Source organism: Clostridium sp. CM042 (assembly GCF_055080995.1).
On sequence record NZ_CM143646.1, the window covers coordinates 3,114,648 to 3,134,557 of the forward strand.

The 19,910-nt window shown below is 30.7% G+C and carries 17 protein-coding genes, 1 pseudogene, 1 riboswitch and 1 other annotated feature; of the genes and pseudogenes, 11 read left to right on the top strand and 7 right to left on the bottom strand.

The window, feature by feature from the left end; translation table 11 throughout:
- Positions 1-121: 121 nt before the first annotated feature.
- Positions 122-1,458, top strand: a protein-coding gene (locus tag ACWJJ7_RS14850; RefSeq protein WP_462962368.1) for an IS3 family transposase whose coding sequence is annotated in 2 segments (ribosomal slippage) — positions 122-503 and positions 503-1,458 — 1,338 coding nt in all. Because the reading frame shifts where the segments join, the coding sequence is not laid out codon by codon here.
- 132 nt (positions 1,459-1,590) lie between these two features.
- Here ACWJJ7_RS14850 and ACWJJ7_RS14855 read toward each other — a convergent pair.
- On the bottom strand, positions 1,591-2,703 hold the full coding sequence (locus ACWJJ7_RS14855) for a DUF362 domain-containing protein (RefSeq protein WP_462962775.1): 1,113 nt from the start codon (positions 2,701-2,703) through the stop codon (positions 1,591-1,593).
- 223 nt (positions 2,704-2,926) lie between these two features.
- Between ACWJJ7_RS14855 and ACWJJ7_RS14860 the strand changes: the two genes are divergently transcribed.
- On the top strand, positions 2,927-4,240 hold the full coding sequence (locus ACWJJ7_RS14860) for a hemolysin family protein (RefSeq protein WP_462962776.1): 1,314 nt from the start codon (positions 2,927-2,929) through the stop codon (positions 4,238-4,240).
- 132 nt (positions 4,241-4,372) lie between these two features.
- On the opposite strand, the gene ACWJJ7_RS14865 is transcribed toward ACWJJ7_RS14860, so the two are convergent.
- Complete coding sequence (locus ACWJJ7_RS14865) at positions 4,373-5,476, bottom strand: PRK06851 family protein (RefSeq protein ID WP_462962777.1); 1,104 nt, start codon at positions 5,474-5,476, stop codon at positions 4,373-4,375.
- 194 nt (positions 5,477-5,670) lie between these two features.
- Positions 5,671-5,902: a binding site (T-box leader), on the top strand.
- A 124-nt stretch (positions 5,903-6,026) separates the two neighbouring features.
- Here ACWJJ7_RS14865 and ACWJJ7_RS14870 point away from each other — a divergent pair.
- The 5 genes and pseudogenes from ACWJJ7_RS14870 (at position 6,027) to ACWJJ7_RS14890 (ending at position 8,962) form a co-directional block, all read left to right on the top strand.
- Complete coding sequence (locus ACWJJ7_RS14870; protein WP_462962778.1) at positions 6,027-6,668, top strand: class I SAM-dependent methyltransferase; 642 nt, start codon at positions 6,027-6,029, stop codon at positions 6,666-6,668.
- Complete coding sequence (locus ACWJJ7_RS14875) at positions 6,661-7,113, top strand: S-ribosylhomocysteine lyase (RefSeq protein WP_462962779.1); 453 nt, start codon at positions 6,661-6,663, stop codon at positions 7,111-7,113. Before ACWJJ7_RS14870 ends, ACWJJ7_RS14875 begins: the two co-directional genes overlap by 8 nt.
- Entirely contained in the window at positions 7,097-7,225 is a 129-nt protein-coding gene (locus tag ACWJJ7_RS14880; protein WP_263492407.1) for a hypothetical protein, read from the top strand. The genes ACWJJ7_RS14875 and ACWJJ7_RS14880 overlap by 17 nt, the downstream gene beginning before the upstream one ends.
- Positions 7,224-7,367 (top strand): annotated as a pseudogene (locus ACWJJ7_RS14885) (cysteine synthase); the annotation flags it as partial. The gene ACWJJ7_RS14880 and the pseudogene ACWJJ7_RS14885, both read left to right, overlap by 2 nt.
- A gap of 56 nt (positions 7,368-7,423) precedes the next feature.
- Positions 7,424-7,595: riboswitch (Lysine riboswitch) on the top strand.
- 167 nt (positions 7,596-7,762) lie between these two features.
- A complete protein-coding gene (locus tag ACWJJ7_RS14890; protein WP_462962780.1) occupies positions 7,763-8,962 on the top strand; it encodes an aspartate kinase in 1,200 nt (399 codons plus the stop codon).
- 333 nt (positions 8,963-9,295) lie between these two features.
- On the opposite strand, the gene ACWJJ7_RS14895 is transcribed toward ACWJJ7_RS14890, so the two are convergent.
- From ACWJJ7_RS14895 to ACWJJ7_RS14910, 4 genes are all read right to left on the bottom strand, one after another.
- On the bottom strand, positions 9,296-9,967 hold the full coding sequence (locus tag ACWJJ7_RS14895; RefSeq protein ID WP_462962781.1) for an ABC transporter ATP-binding protein: 672 nt from the start codon (positions 9,965-9,967) through the stop codon (positions 9,296-9,298).
- A gap of 15 nt (positions 9,968-9,982) precedes the next feature.
- Positions 9,983-11,380, bottom strand: a complete 1,398-nt coding sequence (locus ACWJJ7_RS14900; RefSeq protein ID WP_462962782.1) for an ABC transporter permease — start codon at positions 11,378-11,380, stop codon at positions 9,983-9,985.
- A 149-nt stretch (positions 11,381-11,529) separates the two neighbouring features.
- Positions 11,530-12,978 carry an ATP-binding protein gene (locus ACWJJ7_RS14905; RefSeq protein WP_462962783.1) on the bottom strand — a complete coding sequence of 483 codons (1,449 nt, stop codon included), beginning with the start codon at positions 12,976-12,978 and terminating at the stop codon, positions 11,530-11,532.
- Position 12,979: 1 nt separating this feature from the next.
- Positions 12,980-13,642 carry a response regulator transcription factor gene (locus ACWJJ7_RS14910; protein WP_462962784.1) on the bottom strand — a complete coding sequence of 221 codons (663 nt, stop codon included), beginning with the start codon at positions 13,640-13,642 and terminating at the stop codon, positions 12,980-12,982.
- An 834-nt stretch (positions 13,643-14,476) separates the two neighbouring features.
- Here ACWJJ7_RS14910 and ACWJJ7_RS14915 point away from each other — a divergent pair.
- The 3 genes from ACWJJ7_RS14915 (at position 14,477) to ACWJJ7_RS14925 (ending at position 16,976) form a co-directional block, all read left to right on the top strand.
- On the top strand, positions 14,477-14,665 hold the full coding sequence (locus ACWJJ7_RS14915) for a hypothetical protein (protein WP_462962785.1): 189 nt from the start codon (positions 14,477-14,479) through the stop codon (positions 14,663-14,665).
- Positions 14,666-14,970: 305 nt separating this feature from the next.
- Positions 14,971-15,384, top strand: a complete 414-nt coding sequence (locus ACWJJ7_RS14920) for a hypothetical protein (RefSeq protein WP_462962786.1) — start codon at positions 14,971-14,973, stop codon at positions 15,382-15,384.
- Positions 15,385-15,639: 255 nt separating this feature from the next.
- Positions 15,640-16,976, top strand: a protein-coding gene (locus ACWJJ7_RS14925; protein WP_462962368.1) for an IS3 family transposase whose coding sequence is annotated in 2 segments (ribosomal slippage) — positions 15,640-16,021 and positions 16,021-16,976 — 1,338 coding nt in all. Because the reading frame shifts where the segments join, the coding sequence is not laid out codon by codon here.
- A 131-nt stretch (positions 16,977-17,107) separates the two neighbouring features.
- Here the strand turns inward: ACWJJ7_RS14925 and ACWJJ7_RS14930 are convergent.
- Complete coding sequence (locus tag ACWJJ7_RS14930) at positions 17,108-18,295, bottom strand: cation diffusion facilitator family transporter (RefSeq protein WP_462962787.1); 1,188 nt, start codon at positions 18,293-18,295, stop codon at positions 17,108-17,110.
- Between the two features lie 175 nt (positions 18,296-18,470).
- On the opposite strand from ACWJJ7_RS14930, the gene ACWJJ7_RS14935 reads away from it, so the two are divergent.
- Positions 18,471-19,772, top strand: coding sequence for a M18 family aminopeptidase (locus ACWJJ7_RS14935; RefSeq protein WP_462962788.1), 1,302 nt, complete (start codon positions 18,471-18,473; stop codon positions 19,770-19,772).
- Positions 19,773-19,910 lie beyond the last annotated feature (138 nt).

Below are 19,910 nucleotides of genomic sequence, written 5' to 3' on the forward strand. Positions count from 1 at the left end.
CGTTACGAAAAACATATGTTTGAGCGCTAGTAAAATGTACCCTATAGAGTAGACGATTTAAAAAAAACTAACCTATGGGGTTTTTCTATGTATAATGGAATAAAGGATTAGGGGTGAATAAATGAGCATTAAGAATTTTACAGAAAAAGAAGTGAAAGTGTTATCCAAAAATAAATATGTAACAAATGTTAGTATTAAAGGTATAACTTACACTGATGAATATAAACGCATTTTTGTAACAGAGAATGAAAAGGGCAAATCTATAAAAGAAATATTTAAAGAATATGGTTTTGATATAGACGTTCTTGGAAATGATCGAATTAGATCAGCAGCTTACAGATGGCGGACTGCATATAGAAAAAAAGGTGTAATAGGACTGAATGATACAAGGAAATCAATGTGCGGAAGATCAAGAGGGAAAGATCTTCCCATAGAAGAAAGATATAAACGTCTTAAGGTCCAAGTTAATTTACTTAAAGCTGAGAATGAATTACTAAAAAAAATCGACATCCTAGAAAGAAGGCTGGTAAAGAAAAAATAATATTAGTAGCAGAAGAAAAATATATTCTTATCAATTCACAAATTAAAAAATATAAACTCAGAAATATGCTTAGCCATTTATGCAGTGTGTCGGGGGTATCCCGTTCAGGCTACTACAACTATTTCTCAGTTAGTTCACAAGGAGTTAGGAATCAACGTGACGATCATGATCAAATAGTGCGAGATACTATCTTAAAAGCATATAACTTTAAAGGCCGCAAAAAAGGAGCTAGACAAATTAAAATGACGTTAGAAGGCGAATTTGGTATCGTTTACAATTTGAAACGTATCCGTAGGATAATGAAGAAATACCAAATTGTATGTCCTATTAGAAAAGCAAATCCTTATAAAAGGATGATGAAAGCCACCCTCGAACATGCTGTTTTACCAAATCTATTAAATAGAAACTTCAAGCAAAATATACCTGGCAAGGTATTGCTTACAGATATAACTTATTTGTTTTATGGAAAGGGTCATAGGGCGTATTTATCAACGATTAAGGATTCCTCTACAAATGAAATACTGGCATATAATGTGTCAGCTAATATTAAGATGGATATAGTCACTGATACTATACTAAAGCTAAAAAAGAATAGAAATATTAAAATATCTAAAGATGCATTTATTCACTCAGATCAAGGTTGTCATTATACAAGTCCAATCCTTCAAAATCTCGTTAAAAGTTGTGGACTAGGACAATCTATGTCAAGACGTGGAAACTGTTGGGATAACGCTCCACAGGAATCATTCTTCGGTCATTTCAAAGATGAGGCAAACATAAAAGAGTGTCAAACATTAGTAGAGTTAAAGAAAGAAATTAAAAAATATATGATCTATTATAATAGATATAGATATCAATGGGATTTGAAAAAGATGACTCCTGTTCAATACAGAAATCATCTTTATAATTCAATATAGTTTTTTCTAATTGTCCTTGACAAAGGGTACAGATTATAGCGAGTTTATGTTTTTTAGCAAATTAACTAAAAATAAAATTAGTAGTTCTTAGCGAAGTGAATGCATTAATAGTAATATATACTTTTTTCTTTTTTATTTAACTGTTACTAGTTCATATTCGTCAGTGCCAATTCCGATAGCTTTTGCATGGTCGAGTCCTACTTTCCAATTTGTATCAGGGTGTATAGTAGAAAATTTATCGTCTCCCTCATGATAGTGGTTATCGGAAAGCTCGGTTGCATTTAATGCAGTTGCCTTGTTAACCATATCAACACAAGCTTGATCTAAGGCTACTGGATCAAAGGATGCAGCTATTCCTATATCTGGAACAATTGCAACGTCATTTTCCGGTGAACAGTCACAATTAGGGGAAACATTCATAATGAAACTAATATGAAAATGTGGCTTATCTTTAATAACTGCATAGGTGTATTCTGCAATTTTTTCATTAGCGCTATCAGCAGATTCATTCCACTTTACTGTTGCGCAGCCATAGCGACATACGGCAACACATTGACCACAGCCTACGCATTTATCATAATCTATAGTTGCCTTTTTATCTTCATTAAAGGTAATTGCTTCATGTAGGCAATTTTTAATGCACTGACCACAGCTTACACATTTACGATGTTTCATAAATGGCTTTGATGCAGAATGCATTTCAAGCTTGCCTCCAACAGAGCCTGAGCCCATACCTAAATTTTTTAGTGTTCCACCAAATCCAGTCATTTCATGGCCTTTAAAATGAGTCATAGAAATAACTATATCTGAATCAGCAATGGCTGAACCTATTTTAGCGGTTTTGCAATGTTTTTGGTTAATTGGAATTTCTCTATAATCCCCACCCTTTAATCCATCAGCTATAATTAAGTTACATCCAACTGAAATCGGATTAAAACCATTTTCCATAGCGGCTTCAATATGGTCTACAGCATTAGATCTTCTTCCCGTGTATAGTGTATTGCAATCAGTAAGGAAAGGTTTACCGCCTAGTTCTTTCACAAGTTTAACAATTTTTGCAGCATAGTTTGGCCTAATGTAGGAAAGATTTCCTGGTTCTCCGAAATGAATTTTTATAGCTACAAATTTATCTTTGAAATCAATACTTTTTATACCTGTTTCTACCACGAGTTTTTGAAGCTTATCTAATAGATTGCATCCTGGTTTTGTTCTTAAGTTTGTAAAATATACTTTTGATTTATCCATTTATTTACCTCCTATGAGTCTATAATGTTATTTGGGCTGTTTCATCTGATTATAATATTATAACATATTGCATTAAAGTATATATCACAACATACTTTATTTGATATAATTGCGATAAACTAGATATAATTAAATATTAATTTTCATATTATCAATAAAGAATACAATATTTGTGATATCATTATAGTATGAAAAGTTTTTATTTTAAGAGGAGGAATTTCTAATGGATTCAGACCCCGACCCTGCGCCCAATAATATAATGGCGCAATTTATAATAATTGGTATTTTAACACTGATAAATGCATTCTTTGCATCGGCGGAAATGGCAATAACATCACTTAGCAAAAATAAAATTAAGCATCTTGCGCAAGAGGATAACAAAAAAGCACAGCTATTAGTAAAACTTATTGAGGAGCCAACAAAATTTTTATCGGCTATTCAAATTGGAATTATGCTTGCTGGATTTTTTTCTATTGCAACTGCGGCTACTGGAATATCTAATCATTTTTCAGGATATTTAAACAATTTGTTTGTACCTTATAGTAAGCAAATTGCTTTAGCTAGCATAACAATTGGTCTATGTTATATAACACTTGTATTTGGTGAATTGTTTCCAAAGCGAGTAGCACTACAAAAATCAGAAGCTATTGCAATGTTTTGCGTAGTGCCTGTTTTCTATGTATCTAAGCTACTGGTTCCTTTTGCAATGTTACTTTCAGCATCCACTGATGTTTTAGTTAAGATTACTGGTCTTAATAGTGAAAAATTAGAGGAAAAGTTATCAAAAGAGGAAATGAAATCACTTATAGAAGTTGGACAACAACGCGGCGCTATAAACGAAACTGCCAAAAAGATGATAAATAACATTATCGAATTCGATGATAAATCAGCTAGAGAAGTTATGACTCCAAGAACTGAAGTGTTTTTGATTGATATAAATGATCATGTTACACAGTTCTTAGATGAGTTATTAGAGAAAAAGTATTCAAGAGTGCCAGTATATGATAGTGATGTTGATAATATTATAGGAATACTTCACATGAAAGATTTTATAATGGAGGCTCGCATTAAGGGCTTTGAAAATGTAAACATTAAGAATATATTACATTCTCCTTACCTTGTTTATCAAAGTAAAAATATAGATGAATTATTTAGAGAATTAAAAAGATCTAAAAATCATATGGCAGTACTTATAGACGAATATGGAGGATTTTCAGGGGTAGTTACTATTAAAGACCTTATAGAAGAAGTTATGGGAAATATTGAAGATGAATATGATGATAACGAACCTGATATAAGAAAAGTTGATAATAATACTTATATAGTGAATGGATTACTTTCTTTAGACGAATTGAATGATCATCTTGATTTAAATTTAATGTCGAAGAATTACAATACTATAGGAGGTTTTTTAATTAGCCTTATAGGATGTATTCCAAAGAAAAATGAAACCCAAACTATTGAATATGGGAATGTAATATTTAAAATAGAGCAAGTTAAACAAAGAAGAATAGAAAAAATTAAAATATATATATAACAGGTGATTTACTTCCAAAAAAGTAGAGCATATTAAACCTATAATTACAATTAGAGATCAAAAGATATTAAGCATAAAATACACTGTAGAAAAAATTCTACAGTGTATTTTTGTGCAATCTTTGCTGTTCATTTAGTGTTTACAATTTAAATAATCTTCTTCATACCCGTTTATCTTTTTAATGATCTCTGTGAATACTGCATCCACTTTAGAAAAATCCATATTTGGTATAAAGTAAGTTTCAAGTTCGTCATGTAGACATTTAGCTTCTTTTATTGTAGCTAACCCCTTGTTTAATAGCGTGTAAAACTCAGTTGCATCATATTCTATTTCATCTTTGTTATTTTCAAGTGTACTTAGATTTAAACAATCCTCCATATTAATTACAATACCTGGAATATCTAAATTATTTATTTCATTAGAGGTCAAAATTGCAACATTTAAGTCAGGAATCAATATATGCTCAATTTTTTCGGGGATAAGTGGAGTATGAAAAAATTCTACATAGTAGCCACGCCTTAAGGCTTCGGTGGATAGAAATTCTAATACGTCTGACTTGCCAGTGCCGGGGCCACCTTTTAATACATAAATATTCTTATAACCTGCACTTAAGTTTTCAATATAAGTGACAATACCGTTAGGTGTAAAAGCTGTAGCAAATAAATGTCTATCATAGCCTATAGTGGATGGTGGGGTGGTAAATAAAGATTCTTTTAGATTTTCTTTCAGTATGTTTAATTTATTAATATTCAAGGCTTCATCATTATAGTTATGCCAATCATCATAAACTAATTTAGCTGCTCCAAAGAATCGATAGGCCCTTTTAAAAGTTTTGCCAACTTTTTTATTTATGCCAATTATTTTATGTCTATATTTCTTAAAGCCTTCTTCATCCCAACAATCTCCCATGTTTAGAACTTCATCTACGGCTCCTGGATTTATAGGATCCACTATATGAGGTGCTGTTGCATCGAGTATTGCAACGTTAAGTTTTTTTATAACTATTCCGTCTAGGGAATTATTATCGGAAGAACAGTGATGTTGTTCTATATCATAGCCTTTTTCATTGAAGTATTTAGAAACTTTCTTCATTAAGGATGATTTACCTGTTCCAGGGCCTCCTTTTATACATATTATTCTTCTTGCTTCATCTTGCCCTAGTATATACCTATAGTAGGAATAGAATCCTCTTGAAGTATTGCCACCGGGGAAATAATTTTTAATAGTACCTTGCATAATATCACACTCCATTTCATCATATCAATACATACTATTCATAGATGTTGAAATTGATTATAATTATTTTATATTCCTGTTGAAAATGTTTTGTATATATTCTAAATAATAGTAAATTATTATTTTAAGATTGAGGTTGACAAAAATAAAATATGGCATATAATAAAAATATAACCATTCCAATATGAATACTAGGAAATGCAATGAAAAAGGAAAGTAGTATATTGCATGGGTACAGAGAGGAAGCGATGCTGAGAAGCTTTTACCTAAATATATATGAAGTGCCCTTTGGAGCATGGACCTGAAATTATAGTAGGGGACTACGGGTTCGCCCGTTAAAACGATAAAGCATTTTGTGCTTGGATTTAAGTGAGATTCTATATCTAATTAGAGTGGACCGCGAAGTGTAAAAACACCGCCTCTATAAAATGAGACGGTGTTTTTTTGACACCAAAAATATTTGAATTTAAAAAAAGCTTGGCCTTAACACTATTTTTTAAGTATAAGATGTAAAATTTAATCTTAAAAATAAATAAATGGAGGTAATATTATGAGTTCATTAGATTATTTTAACGAAATAGCTAAAAGTTGGAACGTAATAAGAAGTGAGTATTTTGATGAAAGGTTAAAGTACAAGGTATTATCCAAAGTAAGTATAAAAGATAAGGTAGTGGCTGATCTCGGATGCGGCACTGGATTTTTATCCTTAGCACTGGCCTTAGATGCAAGCATTGTGTTTTCTATAGATCAATCAGTAAATATGCTTAAAGAATCCAAAAAATTAATGGAAACTAAAAAATTCGATAATGTATATCCAATAAAATCATCCATAGACAACTTGGTTTTGTTTGATGAGTCTGTAGATGTGGTCTTCATTAATATGGCTCTCCATCATGTGAGCGATGCCAAAAAAGCTATTGAAGAGATGCACAGAATAATTAAAAAAGGTGGGACTTTAATAATATCGGATGTAGAAGAGCATAATGGGCAGTGGGCAAGGACTGAAATGTTTGACGAATGGCTTGGTTTTTCAAATAATCAGATGGAAGAGTGGTTAACTGGCGCAGGGTTTAATATAGTTAACATTGAGAATACAGATTTAAGGTGCAAAGGTTTTTCTAGCAAAGGCGAATATACTGAAACTGGCATTTTCATTGCAGTAGCAAATAAGGAGGTAAGAGTAAATGATTAAAGTTGAAAGTTTTTCCTTAGATCACACAAAGGTTGTGGCACCTTTTGTACGAAAATGTGAGGTAAAGATAGGGGAAAAGGGCGATAAAGTAACAAAGTTTGACTTAAGATTTATGCAACCAAACAAGGAGTTTATGAATATATCAGCTATCCATACTTTAGAGCATTTGCTTGCTGGATATATGAGAGAAGTAATGGACGGAATTATAGACATTTCACCTATGGGATGTAGAACAGGGTTTTACATGATCGTATGGAATGATGTCAGTGTAGATAGGGTTATAGAAGCACTAAATTATGGATTAAAAAAGGTAATAGAAACAGAGGAAATCCCAGCAGCCAATGAAGTTCAATGTGGAAATTATAGAGATCATTCCTTAGATGGTGCAAAAGAATATGCAAAATTAGTTCTTAGTAGAGGTGTTAGCAGTGAGATATATAAATAGTATATTAAATATTATAGGAAATACACCACTTATTAAGCTAAATAATTTGGGTGTAAAAGAAGGTGTAAATATCTTCGCAAAACTGCAGCTATCAATTAAGGATACAATGTAAAGAGGGGCTATTTGTAGGCAGTTCTTTAGGGACTGCCATAGTATCTGCAATAAAACTTGGAGAAACCATTGAAGGTGGGAACATTGTTGCAATACTGCCTGAGAGGGGAGATAGATATTTTAGTAAGAACATCTGTAATTAATGCTTGTACTTATAAACATACTGTGATAATATAATAACTAATTTAATAAGTAAACTACCTAGGGTAGAGGTGCTGTATCTAAGAGTACTTGTTCGGAGCTGACAGGCTAAGATGAATAAGAAAAGGAGCTATGGCCGAAGAAAATGTATTTGGTGAAATTATTTTCTGAGATTACATATAATATATGTAAAATTGTCACTGATTTTTCAGTGGTGAGCTACAAGGTACACGAAGTTTGTATAAAAACATGTATTTTATGCAGCAAAGGTGTTCCTTTGCTGTATTTATTTTTTTTGGAACAATATATAAGAGTTCTAAATCTCACAAAAGGTGATAAATAGCACCAAAGGTGATAAACAGCACCGAAGGTGATAATTAATAGGAGTGATTTGATTATGGCAGTAGTTGTTCAAAAATATGGAGGTTCATCTGTAGGAACTACAGAGAAAATTAAAGGGATTGCACAAAGTATAGTAAAGAGGAAAAATGAAGATACAGATTTAGTTATAGTAGTATCTGCTATGGGGGACACTACAGATGATTTATTATCTCTATCAAAAGGTATAGGAGAAAAACCAGATAAGAGAGAATTGGATGTTCTATTATCAACAGGTGAAATAATTTCAAGCGCACTTTTAGCTATGGCAATTAAGGGACTTGGATATGATGCCATAAGTTATACTGCATACCAAATTGGGATTAAGACTAGTGGACAATATGGTAAAGCGTTAATTGAAGATATACACGGTGGCAGGATTAAAAAAAGCTTAAAAGAAGGCAAAATCGTAATAGTTGCTGGCTTCCAAGGAATAAATGGAGAAGGGGATATTACAACACTCGGCAGAGGTGGATCTGATACTACTGCAGTTGCTTTGGCTGTGAAGCTTAAGGGCAGATGTGAAATATATACGGACGTTTCTGGAATATATAGTGTAGATCCTAGAGCATACAGTGTGGCTAAAAAATTAGATGAAATAGAATATGAAGAGATGCTCGAGCTAGCAAGTTTGGGAGCTCAAATAATGCATTCAAGGTCTATAGAACTTGCCCAAAAATATAGTATACCTATATATGTAGGGCTCAGTAATAGTGATATTAAAGGAACTGTAATTAAGGAGGTAAAAAATATGAATATGGAAAATAAACCAGTAACAGGAATAGCAACTAGTGATGAGGATGTTGCAGTAACACTTCAGCGTATACCTAAAGATGTGAATATATTGTCTACTATATTTGAAGCGATAGGAAGTAAAAGAGTCAATATAGATATGATAAGTCAAACATCACCTATAGATGGAAGGGTAAGTGTATCATTTACTATACCTAAAGAGAGCTTAAAGGATAGTTTAGAAATTATAGATAACTTAATAGCAGATAATAAAGTTATAGTTGATGAGGAGATAACTAAATTTTCAGTGGTGGGGCTAGGAATGAAGACAACCTCTGGAGTAGCAGCTAGAATGTTTAGGGTTTTTAACAAAAACAATATTGAAATTAAAATGATTACTACATCAGAAATAAGAATTACTTGTGCTATTAAAACTGGAGATAAATTAAAGGCTATAAAGGTAGTTGCAGAGGAATTTAATCTGTAAATATAATTTATGGGGATATGTATTTTCCTAGTATAGTTAAGGCGGAGCTGCTGCAAGTATTTGATATTTAGGAAAACATATATAATACATTAAACGTAACAAGTCAATACGATATGTTATATTAAAAATGAAATTTTCAAGGGATGGGTGATAGACACAAAGTGAAAGTAACACAATTACTATTGTGTTACTTTCGTTCTTTCTTAATGAAGTTTTATTTTAATAATATTAATTTAGACACTTCCCAAATTATATTTGACTATAACAAAGAAAAACTTCAAGTAACAGATTTTTATTTTTTAATCTGTCTACTTTAAGGGGAGCATATCAAATTTAAGCTTTAACTAACACGCCACCTTTAAGTCTAAGTATAACGTCTGACTGGGATGCTACTTCACTAGAGTGCGTAACTACTATAACACACTTATTTTCTTTATGAGCAAGTGATTTAAATATAGTTACTATATCACTTGCGATATCAGCATCAAGATTTCCAGTTGGTTCATCTGCAATTATCAAATCTCCTTCTGAGGAAAGAGCGCGTGCTATTGCTACTCTCTGCTGCTGTCCACCACTTAGCTTTAATACGTTTCTATGGGCTTCATCTTTTGTTAAGCCCATCTTTTCTAGTAAATCATAAGCTTTTTGTTTTTTATTTTCTATTTTGTTCTTTGTTATTTCCATTGCTGTTAAAACATTCTGTAGAGCTGACATATAAGGTATTAAATTGTAGGATTGAAATACTATGCCAATATATTTATTTCTATAATTAGTAAGCCCTATATTTGTTATATTCTTTTTTTCATATAATATCTCTCCAGCTTCGGATGTATCTAAACCACTAGCTAAAGCAAGAAATGTAGTTTTTCCTGAACCAGAGGAGCCAAGTATTGTGTAAAAAATTCCTTTTTCGAACTTAAAACCTATTTGCTTTAAAATCGTTGTTTTTTTTGAACCATCCTGATAATGATAACTCACATTTTTAAATTCTAATATTGTATTCATTTTTATAAAGCCTCCTTAATCATTTCTAGATAATATGGTTTTTGGATTAAATCGAAGCACTGAAACAGCTGAACCTGATGTTGCTAAAATCACTATAATGAATCCCATTAGATATAATTTTTGTAAATCCTTTGAACTCACGCTAACATCCATTTTGTCTATAGCATCAGTCTCTAGTCCACCAATCACACTCATCGTAAATGACTGGGATTGTGATTCTGTTTTTTCCTTTTCATTTGCCTTTATTTCATTTTGTAATAAAGTATTACCTACTTTCTGCGATACCTTATTGCCGGTGAATGTAGCTATACTAAAAGCTATGGTAGCAACAATTATTAGTTCTAATAATAATTGACCAATAATTCTAAATCTACTTTCTCCTAGAGACATCAATACACCAATTTCATATCTTCTGTCTTTAAGTGATAAATTTATTAAAAGTGATAAAATTACTGTACCAGTAATGGCGACTATAATAACTATGGTTTTTGAAAATGATCCAACACTTTCAATAGGTGCCATCATCTTTTTATACAGCTCATCTTGTGCATCTATTTTGAAATCATCTAGTGCTATACCGGAATTTTTTATATCTGTTTTAAAATTTTCAATGTTTATAGGATCATCCAAGAAATAAGTAGCTTTCTGAATAGTACCTTTAGATGAAGAATCACCTAAGGATACTACAGAAATAGGTGTATATATTTTATTAGAAGGATTCGAAAAAGTATATTTAGCCATCCCAGCTTCCAGCATAGGATCAGATTTAGTTTCTTCAGCTGTATATAATCCTACAATTTCTAAGTCTAAAGTTTCTTCTCCGTGTCCAGCTTTTATTTTTATTTTATCTCCAAGCTTTAAATTATTTGCATCTGCTAGTTTTTTATTTATCATTGTTACATTTTTTCCTTCATCGCTACTTGTTAAATTTCGTCCTTCAACCAGTTTACTTTTTCTTTCAGTAAAATCAGGATGAAGATTTGAATATAAAGTACCTTCCACTGATAAATCAGGAATAGACATACCTTCAGGCAATGCCTGATTCATTTCACTATCCTTATTGTCATTTTTTTTCGCTTTAATAGGTTCAAAGTTCTCTGCCATAGCATTTGTTGACCGTAAATAATTATATGATTTAACATGCTCTAAGGATTTTAGTTTATCTATATCCTCCATATGTAGCTTAGGTAGATCATCTGATGCTTTTCCACGATTTAGCTTTTGATAATCAGGGGCAAGAGATACAGACCCTCCAAGTTTTTGTCTAGCAAGATCACCAACTTTAGAAGTAGCTGATTGTACAGTTAATCCAGCTAGCACCATAGTAGCTATGACACAAAACATCACAATTAATAGTACAGTTTTACTTTTCTTTTTAGTAACACTTAGTATTGCTCTTTTAATAAAATTCATTTGTTACCCTCCTTCTTTTTCTTATCTTTCTTATGTTATTATAGTTTTCAATTATGTAGTTAAGGTGAAGTTAAAATGTTTTTAATATGAATCAAGTAGGTGAAACACATAAATTGGCGCTAACATGCCGGGCGCAAAAAAACAGAAGCTTAATTGCTTCTGTTAAAGATAATTTTAAAACAAACTCCTGACTGAGTATTAGTAATTTTATATTCTAAAGCATGGGCCTCTAGTATCTTTTTTACTATATATAACCCTAACCCGCTGCCACCAGTACTCCTGCTTCGAGATTTTTCTATACGATAAAAAGGGTTAAAGATCTTTTCAAATTCCGCTTCGTCTATATGTACACCTTCATTTTCAACAGTTAATACTATTAGATAATTATCCTCATACAAATTTATAAGAACCTTCTCATTTCTTTCTGTATGTGTGATGGAGTTATTAATAATATTAGCTATGGCCTTTTTAATTAGTTTTTCATCTCCCTGAATATATAGTTCTTCAGCTATTTTTGAATTTAAACTTATATCCTTTTGACTTATAAGATAGCTGAGTTTTTCAAGACAATTGTTAATTAGATAGGATAGATTTATTTCAGTGTATTGTGGTTTAAACCCATGAGTTTCTAATTTTGATATTTCAAGTATTTCTCTAACCATTGATTCCATATCATCCAAAACTACTAAGGATCTATTCATATATTTATCTCTATCATTATAAACTCCTATATTTCCAAGCATACCTTCAAGTTGACCTTTTATTATTGTAATAGGAGTTTTTAATTCATGTGAAATTGTAGCAGTAAATTCTCTTCTTTTCCTTTCGATTTCCCGTTCTTTTTCAATATCATCCAGAAGCTTTAAATTAGTATTTTTAAGTTCACCCATTGTATGCTGCAAATTGGATGCTAACTCATTTAAGCTTAATGCAATTTCTCCTATTTCATCCTCACTATTTACCTCACAGCTTTTTTGAAAATCTAAAGCTGCCAACTGTATAGCATTCTTATTTATTTCAACTAAGGGCTTAGTAATTTTCTTTGAATATATAAAGGAACCTACCACTGATAAAATAATGACTACAATTCCAATTAAGGGCACTAAATTTAATAAAACCTTTGAAGCTTCATCTATAGGCTGCAAGGGAACAGTAACATTAATAGTGAAGCTTTCATTACTATTTAAAAATTTTATCTGCTTTGAAACCACATTGATAAAATACTTTTCATTACTGTTATCCACTCTAAATTCATTAATTCCACTTTTAAGTGCTATGTTTAAACGTGTTGGGATATTTTCAGTAGTAATTTCTACTACCCTAAATGGTGTATATATTATATTTCCGTTCATATCTTGTACATTCAAGTTAACAGTATATCTTAAAGTAAACTCTTCAAAATGTTTTTTTGATTCTTCCATTGAAAGGCTTTGTACAGTGCTAGCTAATTTCGTTAGTCCAGTTTCTACATTGTTTTGTTTATATTTATAATAATAAATTGGTAACATAAAGTATATTATTAAATATATGCATATGGCTGATACTATTAGCAATATAGATGTGATTGTAAAAATTTTAAAAGTAATACTTTTTTTCATTTTATTTCTCAAGTTTATAGCCAACACCTCTAATCGTCTTAATATAATCAACATTTAGCTTGCACCTTAGGTTTTTAATATGAGTATCAATAACTCTAGCATCCCCATAAAAGTCATATCCCCAAAGCTGATTCAATATTATCTCCCTTGTTAAAATTCTACCTTTATTTTTAATAAATATCTTTAGAATTTCAAATTCTTTAGAGGTAAGTTCTATATCTTTTCTACCAACCCAAACCTTAAAGCAAGTAGTATCAATTAGAATATCTTCGAAGCTAAGTTTTAACTCTTCGTCTTGAGCATTTATTCTTCTAATTACCGCTTCCACTCTTTTAATTAAAAGATTAACTGAAAAAGGTTTGGTTATATAATCATCTATCTCTAATTCGAAACCTTTTATTTGATCTTCTTCCTCTTCTAAAGCAGTTAGCATTATAATTGGAATTTTAGATGTTTTTCTAATGATTTCACATACAACAAAGCCATCAATCTTAGGAAGCATTATATCTAGAAGCACTAAATCAAACTTACTTGAATTAAATATATCGATACCTTTTAATCCATCTTCAGCTACTTCAACAACATATCCACTTGCGCACAAAAATTCACGTATAATTTCTTGTATATCTAAATCGTCTTCAATTACAAGTATTTTTTCATTCATATATACACCTCTCCCATTAATTATAAAGTATGACTGTGAGTTTTGTGTGAAGTTAAAGCATTTAATTTAGAGTTATCTGATTATATTATACAATTTCTGTTGCTTTTCTTAGTATTTTATATTAGTTAGTTAAATATGTAATATTACTAAAAATTTAAAAATAAGTAGTCAATAGTTTAGTTTGTTTATCAAAATAAGGAATGTAAATAAATTTAAAAGAGAGTGCTTATTTGAATATAAAAGATAAGCATAAGGCTGTGTTTAAGCCTTATGCTTTCTCTATTAGTAAAATACACACTATTCGATTGTTAATTACTAGCAATTCTTCTAATAAGGTTCCTTTTAAAGTTGTTTAATTTACTTATATCATGATTTAAAGCAATTAAACCAATGGTAGAGAATGCTATGCAAGCACCAAAGCAGACACCCACAATAATACAGGGCAAATGAATGAAATGTCCTATGAAACATATGATGAAACCAAAAAAAACTAGCAATGGTTAAATACTTATTAGAATTTCCTCTCTTCAGACTATTCTCTCATCATGTTCCTTTCCTAAGTTGTTTGAGGAAATTTTTTTTATATAAACTAAGATTCTATAAAACTCAATGATTACTATCTAACATATATAGATTTGTGTTTATGTGCAAAAAAAGTATATATTACGTAAAATGCATTGAAGCAAGCTTTACAACTTCTTATTTTATCTTTAGACTATCATAGACATAAATTGTGATAATGTATATAAATTTCGTGTATGAGGTGATTATATGCCAAGAGGGCTGTCTGCCCACATTATAAATCAACTCATATGCGTTAAAACCTCATTTTATATGAGATATAAATTACTTGATTGGCGATGTAGAAATGATTTTTATCATATTAATCATGTAAATAATTTGCATAGTAAGTTTGAAAATTGGATGGTGAAGTTTAATGGAGTATCAACTAACTTTGTAGATTCTACAATTGCTACTTATAAAGGTGGAGGCCCAAATCTCAGGCAACTATATCCCTTATAATTTAAATTTATGTTATGATTGGTAGATAAATAATCTATAATTTAGTAAACAATGGAATGATATTACAAAAAAAGAGGTGAAAGTATGAAATGTTTATTGGAAAAAAAAGAAAAGCATAACGCTTATAGACGTATTAGGATTAATTGGAGCATTGTTATGGACATTAACAGTATTTTTAAGAGCTACCGTTACATATATATATAGTAAGATATATTTTTTTGAAAATATAGAAAATATGTTATAATTTTATTAATAGGTATGTATAGCAAGACCGTTGATTATTTGATTGCTGATAAGGAGGTATTATGGAATATATTCAGTATGTCTTAAAAGTCTTAATTGTTATATTTATGTTTATAGTATTTATGAAAATTTATATGGTTGTGGCAAACTATATAGGTGAAAAATTAGGGATTGGAAAATTTCTTATAGACTTATGGCGAAAAATAAGAAAAAAAACATATTCATTAGCAGATAACATATTTAGTATTGTTATTCTCATTATGGTAGGTCTACACTTTCTGAATATTGGGAATATAGGCATTGATATATTAATATTATTTATAGGATTAAAAGAAATTTTTAGCGGATTAAATAAAATTGAGTTGACACAGCAAAAATATTTAGAAGAACTTAATAAAGTAAGTAAGTATGGTATTTTTCATGTGATTTACGGGTTAATCATTGTAATCGCTGTAATTACTATAAAAATTTTATAATATCTGATACATAGTATTCATATAGGACGTATTAAGTATTGATAGATCTGTGTTTATGCGCAAAAAAAGTATATATTACGTATAATGCATTTGAGCAAGCTTTAGAACTTCTTATTTTATTTTTAATTAATCTGCGTTAAGAAAAACATATGTTTGAGCGATAGTAAAATGTACCCTATAGAGTAGACGATTTAAAAAAAACTACCCTATGGGGTTTTTCTATGTATAATGGAATAAAGGATTAGGGGTGAATAAATGAGCATTAAGAATTTTACAGAAAAAGAAGTGAAAGTGTTATCCAAAAATAAATATGTAACAAATGTTAGTATTAAAGGTATAACTTACACTGATGAATATAAACGCATTTTTGTAACAGAGAATGAAAAGGGCAAATCTATAAAAGAAATATTTAAAGAATATGGTTTTGATATAGACGTTCTTGGAAATGATCGAATTAGATCAGCAGCTTACAGATGGCGGACTGCATATAGAAAAAAAGGTGTAATAGGACTGAATGATACAAGGAAATCAATGTGCGGAAGATCAAGAGGGAAAGATCTTCCCATAGAAGAAAGATATAAACGTCTTAAGGTCCAAGTTAATTTACTTAAAGCTGAGAATGAATTACTAAAAAAAATCGACATCCTAGAAAGAAGGCTGGTAAAGAAAAAATAATATTAGTAGCAGAAGAAAAATATATTCTTATCAATTCACAAATTAAAAAATATAAACTCAGAAATATGCTTAGCCATTTATGCAGTGTGTCGGGGGTATCCCGTTCAGGCTACTACAACTATTTCTCAGTTAGTTCACAAGGAGTTAGGAATCAACGTGACGATCATGATCAAATAGTGCGAGATACTATCTTAAAAGCATATAACTTTAAAGGCCGCAAAAAAGGAGCTAGACAAATTAAAATGACGTTAGAAGGCGAATTTGGTATCGTTTACAATTTGAAACGTATCCGTAGGATAATGAAGAAATACCAAATTGTATGTCCTATTAGAAAAGCAAATCCTTATAAAAGGATGATGAAAGCCACCCTCGAACATGCTGTTTTACCAAATCTATTAAATAGAAACTTCAAGCAAAATATACCTGGCAAGGTATTGCTTACAGATATAACTTATTTGTTTTATGGAAAGGGTCATAGGGCGTATTTATCAACGATTAAGGATTCCTCTACAAATGAAATACTGGCATATAATGTGTCAGCTAATATTAAGATGGATATAGTCACTGATACTATACTAAAGCTAAAAAAGAATAGAAATATTAAAATATCTAAAGATGCATTTATTCACTCAGATCAAGGTTGTCATTATACAAGTCCAATCCTTCAAAATCTCGTTAAAAGTTGTGGACTAGGACAATCTATGTCAAGACGTGGAAACTGTTGGGATAACGCTCCACAGGAATCATTCTTCGGTCATTTCAAAGATGAGGCAAACATAAAAGAGTGTCAAACATTAGTAGAGTTAAAGAAAGAAATTAAAAAATATATGATCTATTATAATAGATATAGATATCAATGGGATTTGAAAAAGATGACTCCTGTTCAATACAGAAATCATCTTTATAATTCAATATAGTTTTTTCTAATTGTCATTGACAAAGGGTACAGATTATAGCGAGTTTATTTTTTTTAGAAGATTAATCAAAAATAAAGTTAGTAGTTCTTAGCGAAGAGAATGCATCTGTAGTAATATATACTTTTTTAAATTTATTGAACTCCTAAATAATCTCTATCTAGGGTCATTATGGCATTATAACTTGGGTAGCATTTTTTTAGTTCTTTATTTATTTCATCTTCTAGGGAAAGTCCATCACCATCTGTAAAGCTTGGGTTAAAATCAATTACAGCATCAAAAATAAGATTTTTATGTTCGCCCTCGCCTACAATTCTAAAGTCATGAATTGATTTTATTATAGAAAAAGACTTTAATACATCTAAAAGTTCCAAACGAGAGGCATTAACATCTTCATCATCTGTATTTATAGGGTCCATATGAATAACTAGATATAGGTTAAATTCTTCAGAAATTTCTTTTTCAGCTGTGTCGATAATTTCGTGAATTTTAACTATAGAAATATCACAGGGAACTTCAGCGTGAATAGAACCCATACATCTACCAGGTCCATAGTTATGGATAACAAGATCATGGGCACCGGTAATATGATCATAGGTTAGTAACTTTTCCTTAAGGGCATTTACTAAATCCTTATCAGGAGCTTCACCAAGAAGCGGGTTCATAGTCTCGCGAATAAGCTTGTATCCAGCATATATTATGATAAAGGATACAAGGATTCCTATGTATCCATCTATGGGAAAGTCAATCCAAATAGACAGAAGTAGTGATAGTGCAACGCAGCTTGAACTAACAACATCACTTAATGCATCAGTTGAAGAAGCTTCAAGGGCTGCAGATCTTATAGCCTTGCCCATGGTCTTATTAAATCCACTAATCCAAAGTTTAAATCCTATAGATACTAATATTAATACAAAGGGTATAAGTTTGAATATTACTTTTGAGGGATGAATTACTCTATCAAAAGAGGTTTTAATAAATTCAAAACCTACTAGTATTACTAAAAAGGAAACTATAAGTCCGGAAATATATTCAAGCCTTCCGTGACCAAATGGATGCTCCTTGTCTGGTGGCTTACTAGCTAGTTTAAAACCTAGAATTGTAATAACAGAAGAAGCAACGTCTGAAAGATTATTAAAGGCATCTGCAGTAATTGCTATACTATTTGATATTATTCCTATAATTAGTTTTGTAGTAAAAAGAACTAAATTCACTATAATTCCAACTAAGCCGCCCAGGTAACCATAAGCTTCTCTTACTTTTTTATTATTAACATCCTCCGAATTTTTTACGAATTTTGAAATTAAAAATTTTGATAACATATTTTTCACCTCTGATTATATAGTATAATTTAAAAAGTTAATTTTAAACATATATTCGATAATTAATTATAGCATTTATTTGGATTTTATAGAAATTTTATTATAAAATTTGTTATAATAGAGAAGGGGATAAGCAAAGTAACTATGTGCTTTAACACTCATTGGAGGAATATATATGAATAAGGAATTAGAATTTGCCCAAAATCTTATTGATTTTATTTATGATAGTCCAACATCTTATCATGCTGTAGCGAAGGTTAAAGAAGATTTATGTAAAGAAGGCTTTGTGGAAATTAAAGAAGAAGAAAAGTGGGACCTTAAAAAAAGTAGGAAATATTTTGTAACTAAAAATGACTCCGCACTAATTGCTTTTGTAGTTGGAAAGGGAGAAATTGAGAAAAATGGTTTTAAAATTATTGGAGCTCATACAGATTCACCTACATTTAGAATTAAACCAACGCCAGAAATGTTAGTAGATAATACGTATGTAAAATTAAACACAGAGGTTTATGGCGGACCTATATTAAATACTTGGATGGATAGGCCTCTTGCAATAGCAGGACGGGTAACTTTGCGAGATAAAAATATTCTATATCCAGAAACTAAGTTAGTAAATATTAAAAAGCCTATAATGATAATTCCTAATTTAGCTATTCATATGAATAGAGAAATAAACACTGGAATTGAACTAAATAAGCAAAAGGATACATTGCCACTACTTTCAATGGTAAGTACCGAATTAGAAAAAAATAATTATCTTATGAGCGCCATTGCAAAGGAATTATCTGTAGATTACAAACAAATTATAGATTTTGATTTATTCCTTTATGAATACGAAAAGGGATCAATTATCGGTTTAAACAATGAATTTATATCAAGCTCAAGATTAGATGATTTAGCTATGGTGCATGCAGGAATAAGAGCACTAGCTATAGCGCCAGCCGCAGAGGCAACAAATATAATGGTTTGTTTTGATAATGAAGAAGTAGGAAGCTCGACAAAGCAAGGTGCGGACTCAAATATGCTAGTTAATATATTAGAGCGTATTACAATATCTTTAGATAAAAATCGTGAGGATTTTTTAAGATCAATTTCTAAATCCTTTATGATATCAGCAGATAATGCACATGCTGTTCATCCTAATAGTCCAGAAAAGAATGACCCAACAAATAAGCCTTATATGAACAAAGGCCCAGTTATAAAAATTAATGCTAATCAAAACTACACAACTGATAGTAACTCTGATGCAGTTTATGAATTAGTTTGTGAAAAAGCAGGGGTGCCGGTGCAAAAATTTGTTAATCGTTCTGATGCACGTGGTGGTTCAACTATAGGACCAATATCTTCAACTCATTTAAATATACGCTCGGTAGATATAGGAAGCCCAACTCTAGCTATGCATTCTATAAGAGAACTAGGCGGAGTAATAGACCATACTTATGTTACAAAATCCTTTGAAGAATTTTATAAAATTTAATAAAAAGATAACTAAAGCACATTCAAAAAGAACTCACAATGTTTCATTGTGAGTTCTTTTTGTTGTTTTTACTAATAATTAAACAATTAGTTGGAGATAATAATTTCAACTAGTCCTAAAACTTTACAAATATTATTA